This window comes from Amycolatopsis sp. CA-161197 (genome assembly GCF_050942255.1).
GTDB lineage: Bacteria > Actinomycetota > Actinomycetes > Mycobacteriales > Pseudonocardiaceae > Amycolatopsis.
The window spans coordinates 2,997,459-3,016,721 of the sequence record NZ_CP192059.1 but is presented as its reverse complement, the minus strand read 5'-3'; the positions used below and the strand labels follow the sequence as shown (position 1 = coordinate 3,016,721).

The following is a 19,263-nucleotide window of genomic DNA, read 5'->3' as shown; positions in this document are numbered from 1 at the left end:
GCCCGGCGGCGTGGTGCCGGGGTCGCGCAATCGTCGGCGGCCGCCCTCGTTCTCGGGACCGCGGGGCTCGGTCATGACTCGCCTTTCCGGGCGCGCTGCGCGGCGGCGGCGTCGAGCCAGGCCTGCAGGATCTCGACGGCGGCGGCCTGGTCGACCACCGCCCGCTGCTTGCGTCCCTTGACCCCCCGCTGGGAAAGCATTCGGGACGCCGTGACCGTCGTCAACCGTTCGTCGGCGAGGCGCACCGGCACGTCGCCGACCCGCGTGGCCAGCTTGTCGGCATACTCCACCGCGATCTGCGCGGCGGGTCCGGCTCGGTTCGCCAGTGTCTTCGGCAAGCCCACGATCACCTCGACCACCTCGTGTTCGGTGACGAGTTCGGCAAGCTTGTCCAGATCGCTGTCGTCCTTCGCATCACGGGAGAGGGTAACGAGCGGGCTCGCGAGGATGGGGGCGGGATCGCTGAGCGCCACCCCCACCCGGACAGACCCGACATCGACCCCGAGCCGCCTGCCGCGGCCCGGATCGGACTCACCGGGCCGATCCGGGTCCCGCCGGGAGCTAGCGGCCAATGCCCGCGACCGCTGCGCGCAGCGCCTCGACGGCCTGCTGCGCGCCGGCCGGGTTGCTGCCGCCGCCCTGCGCCATGTCGGGCTTGCCGCCACCGCGGCCACCGATGGCCTCGGCGAACGACGGCACGAGCTTGCCCGCCGCGATGCCCTGGTCGCGCGCCGCCGACGTGGTCGCCACGACGAACGCCACCTTGTCACCGGAGGGCGAGAACAGCGCCACCACGCCGGGCCGGTCGCCCAGGCGGCCGCGGACGTCGGACGCGAGCGCCCGCAGCCCGTTGCCGTCGACGTCGGGCACGACCTCCGCGACCACCGACACGCCACCGATGTCCTGCGCCTTGTCGGTGAGCGCGCCCGCCGAGCCGAGCACCTGCTGCGTGCGCAGCTGCTCGATCTCCTTCTCCGCGTTCTTCAGCCGCGAGAGCACGTCCTCGATGCGGCCCGGCAGCTCGTCGGTCGGCACCTTGAACGTGTTCGCCAGCTGCGACACGAGCAGCTGCTCCTTGCGCACGTGCTTCAGCGCGTCCGGGCCCACCAGCGCCTCGACGCGGTGCACGCCCGACCCGATCGACGAGTCGCCCACGAGCTTCACCAGGCCCAGCTGGCCGATGCGGTCCACGTGCGTGCCACCGCACAGCTCGCGCGAGTAGTCGCCCATGTCGACCACGCGCACGTCGTTGCCGTACTTCTCGCCGAACAGCGCGACCGCGCCCAGCTCGAGCGCCTTGTCCTTCGTGGTGATGTAGCTCTGCACCTCGACGTCGGTCTGCAGGTAGTCGTTCACCTCTTCCTCGACCTCGGTGAGGATGTCGGTCGACACCGAGGCGGGCGTGGTGAAGTCGAACCGCATCCGGCCCGGCGAGTTGAGCGAGCCGGCCTGCGCTGCGCGCTTGCCGTACGCGCCGCGCACGGCCGCGTGCACCAGGTGCGTCGCCGAGTGCGACCGCTCGATCGACAGGCGCCGCGCGGCGTCGACCGAGCCGGTGAGCTCGGTGCCGATGCCGACCTCGCCGTCGGTGACCTCCACGCGGTGCACGAACAGGCCCGGCACGATCTTCTGCACGTCGAGCACGTTCAGCTTCACGCCGTCGCCGAGCAGCACGCCGATGTCGGCGACCTGGCCGCCGCTTTCGGCGTAGAACGGGGTGCGGTCGAGCACCAGTTCCGCCTTGTGGCCCGCCGAGACGCTGCGCACCGGCTGCCCGTCCTCGAGCAGGCCGACGACCTTCGCGGACGCCTGCAGCTCGGTGTAGCCGAGGAACTCGGTCTCGCCGTTCTGCTCCAGCAGTTTGCGGTACTCGGACAGGTCGCCGTGGCCGTGCTTGCGCTGCGCCGCGTCGGCCTTCGCCCGGGTGCGCTGCTGCTCCATGAGCGTGCGGAACCCGTCCTCGTCGACGCTCAGGCCCTGCTCGGCCGCCATCTCCAGCGTGAGGTCGATCGGGAAGCCGTAGGTGTCGTGCAGCTGGAACGCCTTGTCGCCCGCGAGCACGTCGCCGCCGGAGTTCTTCGTCTCGGCCGCCGCCAGGTCGAAGATGCGCGAACCGCTGGTGAGGGTGGCGAGGAACGCCTCCTCCTCCACGCGCACGACCTCGGAGATGCGGTCGAAGTCCGTGACCAGGTTCGCGTACGTCGGGCCCATGGTGTCGCGCACGACCTCGGCGAACGCCTGCAGCACCGGCTCGTGCACGCCCAGCAGGCGCGTGGAGCGGACGATGCGGCGCAGCAGCCGGCGCAGCACGTAGCCGCGGCCGTCGTTGCCGGGCGTGACGCCGTCGCCGATCAGCAGCACGCCGGTGCGCGCGTGGTCGGCGATCACGCGGAAGCGGACGTCGTCGACGTGGTTGGCGCCGTAGCGGCGGCCCGAGAACTCCTCGGCGCGGCCGATCACCGGGCGGACCAGGTCGGTCTCGTAGACGTTCTCGACGCCCTGCAGGATCGTCGCCACGCGCTCGACACCCATGCCGGTGTCGATGTTCTTGGCCGGCAGGTCACCGAGGATCGGGAAGTTCTTCTTGCCCGCGCCCTCGCCCCGGATGTTCTGCATGAACACCAGGTTCCAGATCTCGATGTAGCGGTCCTCGTCCGCGACGGGCCCGCCTTCACGGCCGTAGTCGGGGCCGCGGTCGTAGTAGATCTCGGAGCTCGGTCCGCACGGGCCGGGGATGCCCATGGACCAGAAGTTGTCCTCCATGCCGCGCTGCTGGATGCGCTCGGACGGCAGGCCGGTGAGCTTGCGCCACAGCCCCGCCGCTTCGGCGTCGTCCTCGAACACGGTCGCCCAGATCCGGTCGGGGTCGAGCCCGTAGCCGCCCTCGGACTGCGGCCCGGTGATCAGCTCCCAGGCCGACTCGATCGCGCCTTCCTTGAAGTAGTCGCCGAACGAGAAGTTGCCGGCCATCTGGAAGAACGTGTTGTGCCGCGTGGTCTTGCCGACCTCGTCGATGTCGGGCGTGCGCACGCACTTCTGCACGGAGGTCGCGCGCGAGTACGGCGGCGGCACCTCACCGAGGAAGTACGGCTTGAACTGCACCATGCCGGCGTTCACGAACAGCAGGTTCGGGTCGTCGAGGATCAGCGAGGCGCTGGGCACGCGGGTGTGCCCCTTCGCCTCGTAGTGGCGCAGGAATCGTTCGGTGATCTCGTGTGTGTCCACGGGTGTGTCCTCGGGCTGGGGTCCGCGCACCGCTCGGCGCGAAGATCGGACCGGGAAAAGAGGGGGAGGCGGCGACGGCGGAAGGACGCTGCTCGCGGGCGCGAGAAGCTCAGCCTTCCGCCCGGCGAGCTCGCCGGACGGGGCGCGCGGCAGCGTGCCGGCCCGCACCGTGGGGTGCGGGGTACGCGGTCCGTTCCTCGACCATGTCGTGCAGCTCCTGTTCCCGTTCGCTCATCCCGGCGCGCACCTCGGCGCCGAACGAACCGACGGCGCCGGCCAGCTCGCGCACGGCCTCGCCCAGGTTCGATGCTAACCCCGAGGGAGTGGCCTGACGAGCCGTTTCCCCGGCCTTGCGGGTGAGCGCGACGCCGGCGATGACGCCGACACCGAGCCAGAACAGACGCTTCACTTCTTCCTCCGGCGAGCGGGCCGCTGGGCCTTCGCTTCCTGCTTCTTGCGGCGCGCGCGGATCGCCTTGCTGATCCCGTAGGACAGCGCGGCGGTCTTCACGAGCGGGCCGCCGAGGGTCGCGGTGAACACCGAGGACAGCGCCGAGACGTTGCCCGTGACGGCCTGCGCGTTGGCGGTGATCCCGTCGACGCGCTCGAGCTGGGTGTTCACGTGGGTGATCGTCTCGTTGGCGCCCAGCAGGATCGGGTCGCTGTTCTCGTGGGCCTTGCGGATCGCGATCGTCGCCTCGTCGAGCGTGCGGCCGAGCTTGAGCAGCGGGATCGCCAGCAGCAAGACCAGCACGACGAATGCTCCTGCGGCGATCAGCGCGGCGATCTGCCCTGCCGACACGGGCCCTCCTCGGGGTTGCACGGGTCTTCGGTGCCAGTGAGGTTACCGCCTGGCCAGCCGTTCGGCGGTGTCGCCCCGCCGCTCGGTCACTCAGCGCATCCGAACCGCTTCCGACCAGCGGTTGTGCCCCGTGCCGAACCCTCCACCGGGCGAGCCGGCGGAGGGTTCGGGTGGTGATCAGTCGTCCTGTTTGGCCACGGCCCGGTACAGCACCGCCATGTCCTCCTCGCCGTGGCCGGCGTCGACGGCGGCCTGCAGGTGGGCCAGCGTCGCCGCGGCCCCGGCGACGTCGACGGTGTCTCCCGCGGCCTCCACCACGAGCCGCGCGTCCTTGGCGGCCAGCGCGGCGGGGAAGCTCGCCGGGTAGTCGCCCGAGAGCATGAGCGGGCCCTTCATGCGCGCGTAGCCGACGTCGAAGCCGGTCCCCTCCATCACGTCGAAGAACAGCTGCGGGTCGATGCCGAGGGCACGGGCGAGCGCGAGGCTCTCGGCCGTGCCGTTGGTCAGCGCCAGCACCCAGGCGTTCATCACCAGCTTGAGCCGCGTGGCGGTGCCGGGCTCGGTGCCCAGCCAGCGCGTGCGCGAGCCGACGGCGTCGAAGACCGGCGCAGCGGCCTCGTGCGCGTCGTCCGGGCCGGCGGCCAGGACCTGCAGCTGCGCCTGCTCGGCGGGGACCTTCGTGCCCATCACCGGGCAGTCGACGAACACGACGCCGGCCTTCTCCGCGGCCTCGGCCAGCGTGGCGATCCACTCCGTGCCGACGGTGCTCATCTGCAGCCAGACCGTGCCGGCCTTGACGTCCGCGGCGGCGAAGACGTCGGCGACCGTGGGCCCGTCGGACAGCATCGTGACGAGCACGTCGGCGCCCGCCGCGGCTTCGGCGGGGGTGTCGACGACCGTGGCGCCGTCGGCGGCCAGCGGCTCGGCCTTGCTGCGGGTGCGGTTCCACACGCGCAGCGAGACGCCGGCGCGGACGAGGTTGGCGGCCATCGGGTGGCCCATGATTCCGGTGCCCAGGAAAGCGACAGTGGTCATGGCTCCATCGTGCCTGCCGGCGCCCCGGCGCGCAGGCAGGCCCGAAGCGTCGGTGGTGTCAGTGGCGTCGGTGGCGTCAGTGGCTCAGCGCGGGCCAGGTCGACGCGCGGCCGGCCACCAGCTCGTCGAAACCGGGGAAGTCGCCGGCGCGCAATGGTTCGGCCCACGGCGTCGCCGAGCCCGAAGCCGGGTGGCGCACGCGGATGGTCACGTGGCCGGGGTTCGAGCCGCCGTCGTGCCAGTGGCGGGTGTGCGCCGGGATGCCGAGCAGGTCGCCGGGCTCGCACAGCACGGCGTGGACCTGGCGGCCCGCGTGCAGGTACCAGACGGCGGAGCCGGTCACGAAGAACCGGTCCTCGTCGCGCGGCAGGCTGCGTTCGGCCGCGCCGAAGTCGCCCGCGAGCACGTCGACGGCGTGGTAGCCCACGGCCGTGGTGCGCGAGTCGATGCGGTCCCGGAACCGGGCAAGCACCTCGGACTCACTGGCGCCGGGCAGCGGCCCGTCCACCGGCCAGCGGCCGAACTCGACCCCGATGCGGGCCAGCTCGGCCGTGATCGTCCCCGGGTCCTCGGTCCGCAGCAGCACGTGCCCGGGCTGGTCGTCGGGCCACACCGTCAGCAGCGTCATCGCCACCCCCTCCGTCGCCGGGAATCAACCGGCCCGACGGCCGGACATTCCCGCTTCCGCCGTTATACGGAAGAAAGTGGCGACGTTCACGGGAGTTTCAGCGAGCGGGATCGAAGGGGGAACCAACACTGCCCTGGCGGCACAGTTGATCACTCCAGGTGCGTGACGTGCGCAAACTCGGCTATACACCTCGGGTATACCTGCCATGTATAGTCGCTGCTATGTCGATCAGTCACGCTCTGCTCGGGCTGCTGGAGGCCGGCCCGCGACACGGCTACGACCTCAAGCGGACCTACGACGAACGGTTCGGCCAGGACCGCCCGCTGCGCTACGGGCAGGTCTACTCGACGTTGTCGCGGCTGTTGAAAAACGGGCTCGTCGAAGTCGCGGGTGCCGAGGCCGGCGGCGGGCCGGACCGCAAGCGCTACACGATCACCGACGCGGGGATCACCGACGTCGAGACGTGGCTGCGCACGCCGGAAGATCCGGTCGCGCACCTGCAGAACATCCTCTACACCAAGGTCGTGCTCGCGCTGCTGTCCGGCCGCGACGCCGCCGACGTGCTCGACGTCCAGCGAGCCGAGCACCTGCGCGTGATGCGCGAGCTGACCCGGCGCAAACGCGCGGGCGACCTCGTCGACGCGCTGATCGGCGACTACGCCCTGTTCCACCTCGAAGCAGACCTGCGCTGGCTGGAGCTGGCCGCGGCCCGCCTCGACCGGCTCGCCGGGAAGCTCGCCGCCGCGCCCGGATCGTCCGAAGGAGAGCAGGCATGAACGCGAGCGCAGACCCGCAGGTGCTGCTGCGCGGGACCGGGCTGACCAAGTCGTTCGGCTCGACACCCGCGCTCGCGGACGCGAGCCTCGCCGTCCACGCGGGGGAAGTGGTCGCGGTGATGGGCCCGTCGGGTTCGGGCAAGTCGACGCTGCTGCACTGCCTCGCCGGGATCGTCGCGCCGGACGACGGCGCCGTGCACTACGTCGGCACCGACCTGGCGACCATGTCGGACGCGCACCGGAGTGCGTTGCGGCGCAGGGATTTCGGCTTCGTCTTCCAGTTCGGCCAGTTGGTGCCGGAGCTGAGCTGCCTGGAGAACGTCTGCCTGCCGCTGCGGCTCGCGGGCCTGCGCCGGCGCGCGGCCGAGGCCACCGCGCGGGAATGGCTGGACCGGCTGGAAGTCGGTGACGCCGCGGCCCAGCGGCCGGGTGACGTGTCCGGCGGGCAGAGCCAGCGGGTCGCGGTGGCCCGGGCGCTCGTGACGGGGCCGCGGGTGATCTTCGCGGACGAGCCGACGGGGGCGCTCGACTCGCTCAACGGCGAGCGCGTGATGGGCCTGCTGATGTCCGCCGTCGAGGAGACCGGGGCGGCGGTTGTGCTGGTGACGCACGAAGCGCGCGTTGCCGCGTATTCCGACCGCGAGGTCGTGGTCCGCGACGGCCGCATCCGGGAACTGGAGCCGACCCGGTGACGGCGCTGCTCGACCTGCCGGTGCGCACCAGCTGGCCGCGCGATTTCGCCCTCGGGGTGCGGCTGGCGGTCGGCGGTGGCCGGACGTCGTGGATCCGCGTGACGCTCGGGACGATCGGGATCGGGCTCGCCGTCGCGGTGCTGTTGCTGTTCGCGTCGGTCGGGCACGTGCTGGGCAACCAGGACGCGCGGGTGAGCGCGGGGCTGCCCGACACTTCGGTGATCGCCGGCGTGAGCCCGACCGTGGTGGTCCACGACGACAGCGAGTACCGCGGCCGGGTCATCGGCGGCGAGTACCTGCACGGGACCGGGGCGAACTCGCCCGTGCCGCCGGGGATCGCGCGGCTGCCCGAGGAGGGCGAGATCGTGGTCTCCCCCGCGTTGGCCGGGCTGATGGCGTCGGATCCGGGGCTGCGGTCGCGGTTTCCGCAGCAGGTTGCCGGCACGATCAGTGACGCGGGGTTGCGCGGGCCGGCCGATCTGGCGTTCTACGGCGGTACCGGGCCGTTGCCGCCGGTTTCCTCGATCGGGCCGCGCGCGATGGACGTGTATGCGTTCGGCAGCGGCACCCCGCAGGTCTCGACGGATCCGACGCTGGTGATCGTGGCGATCGTCGGCGGGGTGGCGTTGCTCGTGCCGATGCTGATCTTCGTGTCGGTGAGCAGCCGCATCGCCGGCGCGCAACGCGATCGCCGGCTGGCGGCGCTGCGGCTGGCCGGCGTGGGCGGCTGGCAGGTCCGGCGGGTCGCGGCGGCCGAGACGCTGGTCAGCGTCGCCGGCGGGCTCGTGCTGGGGACGCTCGCGTTCCTCGGCCTGCGGCAGCTGGCGCCGCGCGTCGACCTGCTGGGGTGGAGCGTGTTCACCCGTGACGTCGTGCCGTCGTTTTGGCTGACGGTGCTGATCGTGGCGCTGATGCCGGCGCTGGCCGTCGGGACGGTGCTGTTTTCGATGCGCCGCACGATCATCGAGCCGCTGGGCGTGGTCCGCGACAGCAAGCCCGTGCGGCGGCGGGTGTGGTGGCGGGTCGTGCCGATCGTGGTGGGGGTCGGGGTGCTGTTCGCTGTTCCGCCGGGCGGTGAGCCGAGCACGGCGTCGTGGATCGCGCTCGTCGCTTCCGGTTCGGCGGCGTTGCTGGCCGGGGTGCCCGCGATCCTGCCGTGGCTGCTGGAGCGCGCGGTCGGGCGGCTGCGCGGAGGCGCGCCGTCGTGGCAGCTGGCGGTCCGTCGGCTGCAGCTCGACAGCGGCACCCCGGCTCGGGTGGTGAGCGGGGTCGCCGTGGTGCTGGCCGGGTCGATCACGCTGCAGCTGGTGCTGCTGTCGACGGCGGGGCCGTACACCACTCCGGCGGCCGACGACTGGGTCACCGTCGACACCACGGTCGCGGGCGCCGACCGGGTCGCGGCCGATCTGGCCGGGGTGCCGGCGGCCGCGCAGGTGGGCCTGACGAAACAGGTGAGCACAATCGGCGCGGACCCGACGCGTCCGCTGGACCGCGCCACGATCACGTCGCGTCGTGCGCGACGATCCAGCGAGTCCTCGAAGTGCCCCGGTGCGCGGACGGCGACGGCTTCCTGGCGGGTCGAATCCAGCCCGGCACGGTGCTGACGTTGGTCGGCGCCCACGACTACGGCGCGCACCCGCGTTCACAGGGCACCTACACCGTTCCGGCCGGTCTTTTGCCTGCGACACCACGGGTTCCGCTCAGCGCGGGCGACGTCGTGCTCACGCTGGCCGCCGGCCTGAGGGCGCCCGCCGACGTCCGCGCCGAAGCCTGGGTGCGGCTCGCCCCCGGCCATCCCGATGCGACCGAGCAGATCGCCAACGCCGTCGGCAACCTGACCTGGCAGGCCTTCGTGTCCGGCAGCACCGGCGACCTGCTCACGGCCGGCCAGGAGTCGTTCGCGACCGTCCGCAGTGGACTCGACGCGGCCTCGCTCTTCACGCTGTTGCCGGCGGGGGTGAGCATGCTGGTGCTCGCGCTGGAACAGGTCCGCGAACGCCGCCGCCCACTGGCCCTGCTCGCCGCGGCGGGCGTGCCGACGTCCGTGCTGGCCAAGTCGTTGCTGTGGCAGACGGCCGTCCCGCTCGTCCTGGCCGTCCTCGCCGCGACCGGCACGGGCGTCGGCCTCGCCGCCCTGGTGACCCGCCTGCTGGGCACACCGGTCACCGTCGACTGGACCACCCTCGCCGCACTCGCCGGGACCTGCGTCGCCCTGGTCTTCCTCGTAACCGCTCTCGCACTGCCCGCCCTGCGCACCGCCATGCGTCCCGACTCCATCCGGACGGAGTGAGCGCTCCTGCTCCTGCTACTGCCGCTCGTCGCGGATGGTGCGGCGCACGCGTTCGACGAGCGGGCGTTCACCGCCGCCGGCCACCCGACGGCTCGGCACACCCATCACGCACGGCTCGACCACCACCGGGTCCTCGCTCGCGGAAGCCGCCGTGGCCTCGGCCCTGCCGCGACGGCACCGGCGCGGCCAGCCATACGGACCGAGCGAACGCTACCGCCGCTTGTCACGGGCCGCGCCGGGCACGCGCTCGACAAGCGGGCGCTCACCGCCCTGGCGACCCGACGGCTCGACACACCGACAGCACTCGGCCCAACCACCGCGGCTTCGCTCGCCGGAGCCGGCGCGGCCCGTCCTGACCGCACCCCCGCGCACCGTCACCCAGACGGAGTGACCGCTACTGCTACTGCCGCTCGTCGCGGATGGTGCGGCGGAGGCGGGGCACGCGTTCGGCGAGGGGGCGTTCGCCGCCGCGTTGGGTGGGTTCGTAGTAGTCGCGGCCGATGAGTTCGTCGGGTGGGTACTGCTGGGCCAGGACGCCTTCCGGGACGTTGTGGGGGTAGCGGTAGCCCTGGGCGTTGCCGAGTTTCTTGGCGCCCGCGTAGTGGCCGTCGCGCAGGTGTGGGGGGACGGTGCCGGCCAGGCCGGCGCGGACGTCGGCCAGGGCGGCGTCGATGGCGGTGACCACGGCGTTGGACTTGGGCGCCGTGGCGAGGTGGATGGTGGCCTGGGCGAGGGCGAGGCGGCCTTCGGGCATACCGATGAACTGCACGGCGTGCGCGGCCGCCACCGCCGCCTGCAGTGCGGTCGGGTCGGCCAGGCCGACGTCCTCGCTCGCGTGGACCACGAGCCGGCGCGCGAGGAAGCGCGGGTCCTCCCCCGCTTCGATCATGCGGGCCAGGTAGTGCAGCGCGGCGTCGACGTCGGAGCCGCGGATGGACTTGATGAACGCGCTGATCACGTCGTAGTGCTGGTCGCCGTCGCGGTCGTAGCGGACCGCGGCCTTGTCCACAGTGGACTCGACGGTGGCGAGGTCGATCGTCTTGGCCTCGGTGGCCGACGCGGCGTCGGCGGCCGCTTCCAACGCCGTCAGAGCACGGCGCGCGTCGCCGCCGGCCAGGCGAACGAGGTGGTCGCGTGCCTCGTCGGTCAGCGTCAGCTCGCCGCCCAGGCCGCGTTGGTCGGCGAGCGCGCGGTCGAGCAGCTTCACGATGTCCTCGTCGGTCAGCGGCCGCAGCTGCAGCACCAGCGACCGCGACAGCAGCGGGGACACGACGGAGAACGACGGGTTCTCGGTCGTCGCCGCCACCAGCAGCACCGTGCGGTCCTCGACCGCGCCCAGCAACGCGTCCTGCTGCGTCTTGGAGAAGCGGTGCACCTCGTCGATGAACAGCACGGTGTTCTCGGCGTTGTACTGCCGGCGCCGCCGTGCCTCCTCGATGACGCCGCGCACCTCCTTCACGCCCGCCGACAGCGCGGACATCGCGACGAACCGGCGGCCGGTCGCGATCGAGACGAGGTTCGCCAGCGTGGTCTTGCCCGTGCCCGGCGGGCCGTAGAGCAGCACGGACGCCGGCGCGGCCCCCTCCACGAGGCGGCGCAGCGGCGCGCCCTCGCGCAGCAGGTGCTGCTGCCCGACCACCTCGTCGAGCGTGCGCGGCCGCATCCGCACGGCCAGCGGCGAGCTCGCCGGGTCGGCCTGCGGTTCGGCCGGCGACGACGAGCCGGCCCGCGTCGGTTCCGGCGGCGGCCCCAGGTCGGGGTTCACCGTGAAGAGTTCGTCCTGTGCCACACCGTTGACGTTAACCGACCACCCCGACAACTCCGCTTGCCCGGCCCGGGTACTCGCGCTACCGTGGAATTGACCAGATGAGCAAATCTGGTCACGAGGTCAAATCGAGGAGGCCGGGTGCCCGACGACCCGAACCGCGAACGCGCCGACCGGATCCTCGACGCGGCGTCCGAGCTGCTCGTGCGCTGGGGCTCGCGCAAGGTCACGATCGAGGACATCGCGCGCCGCGCCGGCATCGGCAAAGGCACCGTCTACCTGCACTGGCGCACGAAGGACTCGCTGTTCGAGGCCCTGCTGATGCGAGCGTCGATCACGCTGCTCGAGAGCTCCGCGGCCCAGCTGCGCGACGACCCGCGCACGGTCGTGCCGCACCGCTACTTCCGCTCCACGTTCCTGCTGACCGTCCGCGACCCGCTGCTGTCGGCCATGCTCACGAACGACACCGAACTGCTCGGCCACTACGCGCTCACCGCGAACCAGACCCGGCAGGCCGCCGCGGAGACCACCGAACGCACCTGGGACCTCTGGACCGGCAACGGCTTCCTGCGCGACGACGTCGAGAACCTGCGCTTCTCCCTCGCCGCCGCGGCCAGCGGCTTCTACCTCTACAGCAACGTCAACCCGGAATACGCGGACGTGGCCCTCGAAGCCAAGGCCGACTCGCTCGCCCACGTGATCCGCGCCGGCTTCGAACCTCCGCACGGCCCCGACGAGGCCGTGGTCGAGCAGACGGCCACCGAACTCCGGGTGGTGCTCGAGACCTACGTCTCGGCGTGCCACGCGGCGATCTACCCGGGGAAATCCACCGCTGAGGCCGGCTGATCCCGGCCCGTCCGTGAAGACAGATTGGGGCTGTCACACCATGAGCACCGCACTTCCCGAAGCCTGGACCATCCACGAAGGACAGTTCTGGCTGAGGGGCGAACGACCCGAGAACCCCGTGGAGTTCAAGCCCGAGCTGGGCACGTGGAACGTCTACGGCCACCCGGAGGCCCACGAGATCCTGTCCGACCCGGCCACGTTCTCCTCCGACACCGCGCGGCTGCTGCCCGAGAAGACCCTCGGCGACACCAAGGAGCTCTCGGCCGGCAACCTGCTGCAGCTCGATCCCCCGCTGCACAACAAGATGCGCAAGCTCGTGAGCCGCGCCTTCACGCCGAAGGTGGTGGCCGACCTCGAGCCGCGCATCGCCGAGCTGACCCACGAGCTGCTCGACGAGGCCGCCGGCCACGACCACCTGGAGCTGGTCGCCGACCTCGCCTACCCGCTGCCGGTGATCGTGATCGCCGAGCTGCTCGGCGTGCCGGCGAGCGACCGCCACCTGTTCCGCGAGTGGGTGGACCGGCTGTTCGAGAGCCCGGAACAGTTCTCGCTCACCGACGACTCCGAGGAACAGCAGAAGCGGCTGAAGGACCAGCTGGCCGTGAGCCGCAAGTTCACCGACTACCTCGGCGAGCACGCCGACGAGCGCCGGCGCAATCCGCGCGAAGACCTGCTCACGAAACTCGTCGAGGCGGAGGTCGACGGGGAGCGGCTCACGCGCTCGGAGATCGTGAACTTCGCGCAGGTGCTGCTGCTGGCCGGGCACATCACGACCACGATGCTGCTCGGCAACACCGTGCTGTGCCTCGACGCGTTCCCCGAGTGGGACGCGCGCGTGCGGGCCGACCGCTCGCTGCTGGCCCCGGTGATCGAGGAGTCGCTGCGCTACCTGTCGCCGTTCGGGGCCGTGGCGCGCGTGACCAACCGCGAGGTGGCGGTCGGCGGCACCACGATCCCGGCCGACCAGATGCTCATGGTCTGGGTCGCCGCGGCCAACCGCGACCCGCGCGTGTTCGCCGAACCCGACTCGTTCGACCCGACGCGCGAGGACATCACCCACGCGCACCTGGCGTTCGGGCGCGGCATCCACTTCTGCATCGGCGCGCCGCTCGCGCGGCTCGAAGGCCGCACGGCGCTGAACATCCTGCTCGACCGCTACCCGTCGCTGCGCACGATTCCCGGTGAGCCGCCGGCGTTCCAGCCCAACCCGGCGATGACGGGTGTGACGAAGTTGCCCCTGAACGGCTGAACCGCGCGGCTGACCCGTATTGCGCCGCCGGCGAACACCGCTCGCCGGCGGCGTCGCGGCAGGCAGAATCGCGGGATGGTGTCCTCCGTCGCGGTCCTGTCCGACATCCACGGCGTGCTGCCCGCGCTCGACGCCGTGCTCGCGGAGCCGGACGTCGCGGCGGCCGACGTGGTCGTGCTGTGCGGCGACCACGCCGCCGGTCCCCTGCCACGGCAGACGCTCGACCGGCTCGGGGCGCTCGGCGAACGCGCGGTGTGGGTGCGCGGCAACGCCGACCGCGAACTCGTGACGCTCGCCGGCGGCGGCACCACGCAGATCCCCGACCCGATCGCGCCGTGGGCCGCCGCCCAGCTGCGCCCGGACCAGGTCGAGCTGCTCGCCGCGCTGCCGCCGACCGTCACGCTCGACGTCGACGGGCTCGGCGAGGTGCTGTTCTGCCACGCGACCCCGCGCGACGACGAGGAAGTCGCCCTCGTCGACAGCCCGCTGTCGCGCTGGGCGGAGGTGCTCGACGGCGTCACGGCGGAAACCGTGGTGTGCGGGCACACCCACATGCCGTTCGTGCGGCTGGCGGACCGCACGCGGATCGTCAACCCCGGCAGCGTCGGAATGCCTTACGGCACAACGGGTGCGCACTGGGCGCTGCTCGGCCCCGGCGTGCAGCTGCGCCGAACCCCTTACGACACTGCGAAAGCGTGCGAGGTGCTGGCCCGGTCCGAGTACGCCGGCATCGAAGAATGGGCCGAGAACTTCGTGCGCAACCCGGTGTCCGACGCGGAAGCGTTGCGCGTGTTCAGTCCACGCGCTCGCGGAACGAGCGCCACATGATCGCCACCGCGTAGGGCAGGAACTCGCGCCCGCGGCGCCACAGCCACGGCAGGCCGCGCGCAACCAGCCACACGACGTGGCTCGCGGTGCTCGGCTGGACGCCGCCGGAGCAGGTCAGGCTCACCGGTTCCGGCACGGCGAACCCGGCTTCGGCCAGCAGCGCGGTGAAGCCGAGCGCCAGCATCCGGTGCCCCAGCTCCGACGGGTGCAGCCGGTCGACGCTCCACGACGGCAGGTCGTAGGCACCGGGCATCGCGTCGAGGTCCAGGCACGGCACGCCTTCGGCGGCCACGACCGCGTCGATGACCTCGTTCAGCTCCGCGACACGGGCGCTCAGCGCGCGCTTGATCGACGGCGGGAGGCGGAACACCTTGCCGTGGTCGTGGAACCGCACCGGCACCAGCAGCGTGCCGTGGGCGGCGAGCGTGCGGATGAGCTCGGTGAGGTCGGCGGCGATCTGCTCCGCATTGAAATCGGGCCGCAGCGTGTCGTTCATGCCGACCACGAGCAGCGCGATCTCGGGCCGGAACTCCAGCACCGCCGGCATCTGGCGGGTCAGCACGTCCTTCATCCGCGCGCCTTCGAACGACGGGTTGAGGTACCCGTCCTCGGCCACGCCGAGCGCGGCGGCGACGAGCGGCCCCACTCCGCGCCAGCCACCTCGGTTCGGCAGCGGGTCGCCCAGGCCGACGGCGGTGGAGTCCCCCAGCATGGCCAGCCGGCGCGCACGGCGCGGCTCGTCGGCCGGCGCGGCGTCGGTGGTCTGCCGCTGCGGCGCGGGATCGGCGGGTTCGGGGAAGCGGGTGACTTCGACGCTGATCACGGTCACGCAGAAGACCATCCGGCACCGAAACTCACCTGCGGTGATGACCAGGTAACGCGGCATGGACGGGGGCTGAAACTCTTGGCATGTCCTGTCCGCCCGGCGGGGTCGGGATTGCCGGTTTCCCTCGTTCACCCGCGCGAACCGGGATCTTCCCGACGAATCGGGCTAGCGGAAAGCGGGGTAGAACGCCAGATCCGCGTGCGGTCCGAGCCGCGCGCCGAGCGCCGCGGCCACGCGCTGTGCGTGCTCGGCGATGTCCGTGAGCCGCGCGTAACCCGCGTGCTTGGCCAGCTCGCGCCACCACGTGACGAGTGCCGCCTCCCGGCTCACGGGCGTGGCGTGGCGGCTGAGGTCCAGCTTCGGGAGCGTTTCGCGGGTGATGAGCCAGACCATGAGCAGCTCGCTGATCGTGAGCTGCGCGGCGAGCTCCTCGTCGTCGGCGAACGACGGCCACACGGACACGACCTCGGCGCGCCAGGCGGCGATCATCGCTTCGCTCATGCCCGCGGGCAGGGCCAGCGCGTCTTCGCAGGAAGCGAAGGGCAGGCGCAGGTAGGCGGCGTCGACCAGGGCCGTGCGCACGCGGCCTCGTTCGAAGTCGAGGAACCGCACGCCGGAACCGGTCACGAGGTTGTTGTCGGGGCTCAGATCCACCGGGCTGAACGCCCGGAACGACGCCGAGCGCGCCTGCGTCACCGCCTGGGCGACGCGGTCGTGGACCGGTTCGGCGACCACCACGTCGAGCAGGTCCGCCAGCATCGGCGGCACCTCGGCGGTGAGGTCGGCCAGGCCCGCGTCCTGGTTGCGCACCGGGCCGCCGAGGCGGCGCAGCAGCGCGTTGAAGTCGGCTTCGCGGCTGGCGGTGCTCGCGTGCAGGCGCCCGAGCGAACGGGCCCACGACAGCAGCGCGCGCTCGGCCGCGCGGGAGTCGCGCGAGGCGAGCTTGTCCTGCAACGTCGGCGCGCGGCCGAGGTCCTCGATCACGAGCACGCGGTGGCGCCCGTCGTGGGCGAGCAGCTCGGGGCACATGCGCTCATCGGGCGACAACGCCGTGAAGAGCTGGTAGCTCACGGCCTCCTGCGCGAACGGGTCGGCCTCGCCGGGCTCGGGCGGGTCGGGGTAGTGCTTGATGACCAGCGTGCGCGGCAGCGCGAACGACGACGACACGACCCGGGCCCGCACGACCGTGGCCGGTCCGCTGCCGTCGAGTCCTTCCGGTGACACCAGGGTGATCGCGCTGCCGAAGCGGCGCGAGAGCACCGCCTCGCCCGCCGCGACCGCCGCGGCGACAGCGAGCTGCCCGGCTCCTGCTCCGACGCCCGCGTCGCCGGCGGAGGAGGTGTCGACTGTCATTGGCACCGACCCTACTCGTGACTGAGCAACCATGACCACAGTGATCCGGGCAAGAACACGCGAACCGACGCGTAGTTCATCACCCGCGTGAAAGCGGACGTAACAGGTCCCCGGAACGTTGCTTGCGCCGTCGAAGTATCAGCACAATGGCCGCAGCGAGGACGATCCCGATCAGGTTCACGAACAGCTGCAGCAGCGAAAACCCCGCGCGGTCCCAGCGCCCGGCAACGGCGGCGACCATCGTGTAACCGGCGGCCGGCACCGTGGTCACGGAGATGAACACTCCGACCAGCACGGCGGACTTCGCCGACGTCATCGCGAGCATCCCGGCGGCACCGGCGAGCAGCGCGACCACGAACGACGCCGCGCCGACCTGGTAGACGAAGTCGACGTTGTAGTTGTCGAGGATGCTCTTCGGGTCGAAGAAGCCGAACACGCTCCCCAGCAGCACCGCCACGCCCGTGACCAGCATGGCCACCGGGAACCCCACGGCCAGCGCGATCCCCGCCCGGCGGACGAGGTCCCAGCGCCGCAGGACCAGGCCGACGGCGACGGCGGCCAGCGGGCCGAACTCGGGACCGACGACCATGGCGCCGACGACCGTGATCGGCGAGTCGGTGATCACGCCCGTGGCCGCGAGCAGGCACGCGATCGTGAGGAACGCCTGGAACGTGAGGGTCCAGCGCGACTCCTCGCCCGTGCGGCGCCCTCGCCGGGGGTGGCCTCCTCGGCGGCGTCGGCCGCGTCGGACACCGCGGTGTCGAGGTTTTCGAGCGTGATGCCGCCGGTGCGGTCGAGGTGCAGCGCGCACAGCGCGTCGACGATCTCACCCGCGGCTTCGCGGGCCACGTCGGCCTCCACGAGGTCGCCCGCGGGCACGAGGGCGACCCCGTGGTGCACCACGAGGTGTGCGGTCCCGGAGTGTGCTCGCAGGTACGCGAGCACCTCGGGGGTCCGCTCCGGCGGGCACAGGGCCCTGAGGTGGAGCATCAGCCCTGGGGCTGGGCTGGCTTCGCGCTCGGGGCCTCGGGGTTCTTGGCCTCGGGGGTCTTCGGGGCCTGGGGCTTGGCGTCGATGCCGGCTTCCTTGCGCTGCTGCGCCGTGATGGGCGCGGGCGCGGCCGTGAGCGGGTCGTAGCCGCCGCCGGTCTTGGGGAAGGCGATGACGTCGCGCAGCGAGTCGGCCTTGGCCAGCAGCATCACGATGCGGTCCCAGCCGAACGCGATGCCGCCGTGGGGCGGCGGGCCGAAGGCGAACGCGTCGAGCAGGAAGCCGAACTTCTCCTGCGCTTCCTCCTCGCCGAGGCCCATCAGCGCGAACACGCGCTTCTGCACGTCGCCGCGGTGGATACGGATGGAGCCGCCGCCGATCTCGTTGCCGTTGCAGACGATGTCGTAGGCGTAGGCCAGTGCGGCGCCCGGGTCCTGCTCGAACTTGTCGACCCACTCCGGCGTGGGCGAGGTGAACGCGTGGTGCACGGCGGTCCACTTGCCCGAGCCGACGGCCACGTCGTCGCCGATGTCCTCGACCGGCGCGAACAGCGGCGCGTCGACGACCCACACGAACGACCAGGCGTCCTCGTCGATGAGGCCGAGGCGCTTGCCGATCTCGTCGCGCGCGGCGCCGAGCAGGCCCTGGGTCGTGGCGGTCTTGCCGGCGGCGAAGAAGATGCAGTCGCCGGGCTTCGCACCGGCGGCCTTGGCCACGTTCTCGCGCTCGGTCTCCGACAGGTTCTTGGCGACCGGGCCGCCGAGGGTGCCGTCCTCGTTCACGAGGATGTACGCGAGGCCGCGGGCGCCGCGCTGCTTGGCCCACTCCTGCCACGCGTCGAGCTGGCGGCGCGGCTGGTCGGCACCGCCGGCCATCACGACCGCGCCGACGTAGGGCGCCTGGAACACGCGGAACGGAGTGTCGGCGAAGAACTCCGTCATGTCGGTGATCTCGAGGTCGAAGCGCAGGTCCGGCTTGTCGGAGCCGTACTTGGCCATGGCCTCGTGGTAGGTGATGCGCGGGATCGGGCGCGGGATCTCGTGGCCGATCAGCTTCCACAGCGCGGACACGATGTCCTCGCCGAGCTTGATCACGTCGTCCTGGTCGACGAAGCTCATCTCGATGTCGAGCTGCGTGAACTCGGGCTGGCGGTCGGCGCGGAAGTCTTCGTCGCGGTAGCAGCGCGCGATCTGGTAGTAGCGCTCGAGGCCACCGACCATGAGCAGCTGCTTGAACAGCTGCGGCGACTGCGGCAGCGCGTACCAGGACCCGGGCTTGAGGCGCGCGGGCACGAGGAAGTCGCGGGCGCCCTCGGGGGTGGAGCGGGTCATCGTCGGCGTCTCGACCTCGACGAAGTCCTGCGCGTCGAGCACCTCGCGCGCCGCCCGGCTCACCTTGCTGCGCAGCCGCATCGCGGCCGCCGGCCCGCTGCGCCGCAGGTCCAGGTAGCGGTACTTCAGGCGCACCTCTTCGCCGACGTCCACCCGGTCGTCGATCGGGAACGGCAGCGGCGCAGCCTCGGACAGGACTTCGAGCTCGGTCACGAGGACCTCGATCTCGCCCGTGGGGATCTCGGCGTTCGCGTTGCCCTCGGGCCGCTTCGACACCTCGCCGACGATCTTCACGCAGAACTCCGACCGCAGCGCGTGCGCGCGCTCGGCCATCTCGCCCTCGCGGAACACCACCTGGGCGACCCCGCTGGCATCGCGGAGGTCGATGAAGATGACTCCGCCGTGATCGCGCCGCCGCGCCACCCAGCCGGTGAGGGTGACGGTCTGGCCGGCCTGCCCGGCACGCAGGGTGCCGGCTTGATGAGTGCGGAGCACTGCGACTGCTCTCCTTAGCCCACGGGTTCACGGGTTCGTCGGCGGGTTTTCGCCGAACACAGAGGCTAACGAATGGCAGGGAAGAGGCGGCGACCAGGCTTGAGTCGCGGTTGTCCCTACCGCGCGAGGCACG

17 protein-coding genes and 1 pseudogene are annotated in these 19,263 nt (G+C 72.0%); 7 read left to right on the top strand and 11 right to left on the bottom strand.

Features of this window, described 5'->3' with window-relative positions:
* Positions 1-71 precede the first annotated feature (71 nt).
* The 6 genes from ruvX to ACQPXB_RS14440 form a co-directional block, all read right to left on the bottom strand.
* On the bottom strand, positions 72-572 hold the full coding sequence (gene ruvX / locus ACQPXB_RS14465; protein ID WP_364047562.1) for a Holliday junction resolvase RuvX: 501 nt from the start codon (positions 570-572) through the stop codon (positions 72-74).
* Positions 562-3,225, bottom strand: a complete 2,664-nt coding sequence (gene alaS / locus ACQPXB_RS14460) for an alanine--tRNA ligase (protein WP_386956379.1) — start codon at positions 3,223-3,225, stop codon at positions 562-564. Before alaS ends, ruvX begins: the two co-directional genes overlap by 11 nt.
* A 109-nt stretch (positions 3,226-3,334) precedes the next feature.
* On the bottom strand, positions 3,335-3,634 hold the full coding sequence (locus ACQPXB_RS14455; protein WP_366583222.1) for a hypothetical protein: 300 nt from the start codon (positions 3,632-3,634) through the stop codon (positions 3,335-3,337).
* Complete coding sequence (locus tag ACQPXB_RS14450) at positions 3,631-4,026, bottom strand: DUF948 domain-containing protein (RefSeq protein WP_364047556.1); 396 nt, start codon at positions 4,024-4,026, stop codon at positions 3,631-3,633. Before ACQPXB_RS14450 ends, ACQPXB_RS14455 begins: the two co-directional genes overlap by 4 nt.
* 177 nt (positions 4,027-4,203) lie before the next feature.
* The gene (locus ACQPXB_RS14445; RefSeq protein WP_386956380.1) at positions 4,204-5,061 is read right to left on the bottom strand and encodes an NAD(P)-dependent oxidoreductase; all 858 of its coding nucleotides are present in this window, start codon (positions 5,059-5,061) and stop codon (positions 4,204-4,206) included.
* Positions 5,062-5,137: 76 nt separating this feature from the next.
* Entirely contained in the window at positions 5,138-5,689 is a 552-nt protein-coding gene (locus ACQPXB_RS14440; RefSeq protein ID WP_366583221.1) for a cupin, read from the bottom strand.
* 221 nt (positions 5,690-5,910) lie between these two features.
* Here ACQPXB_RS14440 and ACQPXB_RS14435 point away from each other — a divergent pair, with 221 nt between their 5' ends.
* The 4 genes from ACQPXB_RS14435 to ACQPXB_RS14420 are packed head-to-tail and all read left to right on the top strand — an operon-like array spanning position 5,911 to position 9,447.
* Positions 5,911-6,465 carry a PadR family transcriptional regulator gene (locus tag ACQPXB_RS14435; RefSeq protein WP_432852172.1) on the top strand — a complete coding sequence of 185 codons (555 nt, stop codon included), beginning with the start codon at positions 5,911-5,913 and terminating at the stop codon, positions 6,463-6,465.
* Complete coding sequence (locus ACQPXB_RS14430; RefSeq protein ID WP_432852168.1) at positions 6,462-7,157, top strand: ABC transporter ATP-binding protein; 696 nt, start codon at positions 6,462-6,464, stop codon at positions 7,155-7,157. Before ACQPXB_RS14435 ends, ACQPXB_RS14430 begins: the two co-directional genes overlap by 4 nt.
* Complete coding sequence (locus tag ACQPXB_RS14425) at positions 7,154-8,761, top strand: FtsX-like permease family protein (protein ID WP_432852165.1); 1,608 nt, start codon at positions 7,154-7,156, stop codon at positions 8,759-8,761. Before ACQPXB_RS14430 ends, ACQPXB_RS14425 begins: the two co-directional genes overlap by 4 nt.
* Positions 8,755-9,447 carry an FtsX-like permease family protein gene (locus ACQPXB_RS14420; protein ID WP_432852162.1) on the top strand — a complete coding sequence of 231 codons (693 nt, stop codon included), beginning with the start codon at positions 8,755-8,757 and terminating at the stop codon, positions 9,445-9,447. The genes ACQPXB_RS14425 and ACQPXB_RS14420 overlap by 7 nt, the downstream gene beginning before the upstream one ends.
* A 400-nt stretch (positions 9,448-9,847) precedes the next feature.
* On the opposite strand, the gene ACQPXB_RS14415 is transcribed toward ACQPXB_RS14420, so the two are convergent.
* Positions 9,848-11,236 (bottom strand): replication-associated recombination protein A, encoded by a 1,389-nt coding sequence (locus ACQPXB_RS14415; protein ID WP_432852159.1) that lies wholly within the window; start codon positions 11,234-11,236, stop codon positions 9,848-9,850.
* A gap of 117 nt (positions 11,237-11,353) precedes the next feature.
* Between ACQPXB_RS14415 and ACQPXB_RS14410 the strand changes: the two genes are divergently transcribed.
* From ACQPXB_RS14410 to ACQPXB_RS14400, 3 genes are all read left to right on the top strand, one after another.
* Entirely contained in the window at positions 11,354-12,058 is a 705-nt protein-coding gene (locus ACQPXB_RS14410) for a TetR/AcrR family transcriptional regulator (protein ID WP_366583216.1), read from the top strand.
* Positions 12,059-12,098: 40 nt separating this feature from the next.
* A complete protein-coding gene (locus ACQPXB_RS14405) occupies positions 12,099-13,307 on the top strand; it encodes a cytochrome P450 (protein ID WP_432852155.1) in 1,209 nt (402 codons plus the stop codon).
* A gap of 75 nt (positions 13,308-13,382) precedes the next feature.
* Positions 13,383-14,135: a metallophosphoesterase family protein gene (locus ACQPXB_RS14400; protein WP_432852152.1), complete on the top strand. Its 753-nt coding sequence runs from the start codon at positions 13,383-13,385 to the stop codon at positions 14,133-14,135.
* Here ACQPXB_RS14400 and ACQPXB_RS14395 read toward each other — a convergent pair.
* The 4 genes and pseudogenes from ACQPXB_RS14395 to aspS form a co-directional block, all read right to left on the bottom strand.
* The gene (locus tag ACQPXB_RS14395; RefSeq protein WP_432856620.1) at positions 14,101-14,976 is read right to left on the bottom strand and encodes an SGNH/GDSL hydrolase family protein; all 876 of its coding nucleotides are present in this window, start codon (positions 14,974-14,976) and stop codon (positions 14,101-14,103) included. The genes ACQPXB_RS14400 and ACQPXB_RS14395 overlap by 35 nt on opposite strands.
* Before the next feature lie 150 nt (positions 14,977-15,126).
* A complete protein-coding gene (locus tag ACQPXB_RS14390) occupies positions 15,127-16,314 on the bottom strand; it encodes a phosphotransferase (RefSeq protein ID WP_432852149.1) in 1,188 nt (395 codons plus the stop codon).
* Positions 16,315-16,393: 79 nt separating this feature from the next.
* Positions 16,394-17,304: pseudogene (locus ACQPXB_RS14385) on the bottom strand (DUF389 domain-containing protein).
* Entirely contained in the window at positions 17,304-19,130 is a 1,827-nt protein-coding gene (aspS, locus tag ACQPXB_RS14380) for an aspartate--tRNA ligase (protein WP_432852146.1), read from the bottom strand. Before aspS ends, ACQPXB_RS14385 begins: the two are co-directional and overlap by 1 nt.
* Between the last annotated feature and the right edge of the window lie 133 nt (positions 19,131-19,263).

What these genes read in the sequence shown, in the direction of transcription:
- ACQPXB_RS14445 (WP_386956380.1), bottom strand. Translation starts at nt 5,061, where the DNA reads ATGACCACTGTCGCTTTCCTGGGCACCGGAATCATGGGCCACCCGATG.
- ACQPXB_RS14440 (WP_366583221.1), bottom strand. Translation starts at nt 5,689, where the DNA reads ATGACGCTGCTGACGGTGTGGCCCGACGACCAGCCCGGGCACGTGCTG.
- ACQPXB_RS14435 (WP_432852172.1), top strand. Translation starts at nt 5,911, where the DNA reads ATGTCGATCAGTCACGCTCTGCTCGGGCTGCTGGAGGCCGGCCCGCGA.
- ACQPXB_RS14430 (WP_432852168.1), top strand. Translation starts at nt 6,462, where the DNA reads ATGAACGCGAGCGCAGACCCGCAGGTGCTGCTGCGCGGGACCGGGCTG.
- ACQPXB_RS14405 (WP_432852155.1), top strand. Translation starts at nt 12,099, where the DNA reads ATGAGCACCGCACTTCCCGAAGCCTGGACCATCCACGAAGGACAGTTC.
- ACQPXB_RS14400 (WP_432852152.1), top strand. Translation starts at nt 13,383, where the DNA reads ATGGTGTCCTCCGTCGCGGTCCTGTCCGACATCCACGGCGTGCTGCCC.
- ACQPXB_RS14395 (WP_432856620.1), bottom strand. Translation starts at nt 14,976, where the DNA reads ATGGTCTTCTGCGTGACCGTGATCAGCGTCGAAGTCACCCGCTTCCCC.
- ACQPXB_RS14390 (WP_432852149.1), bottom strand. Translation starts at nt 16,314, where the DNA reads ATGACAGTCGACACCTCCTCCGCCGGCGACGCGGGCGTCGGAGCAGGA.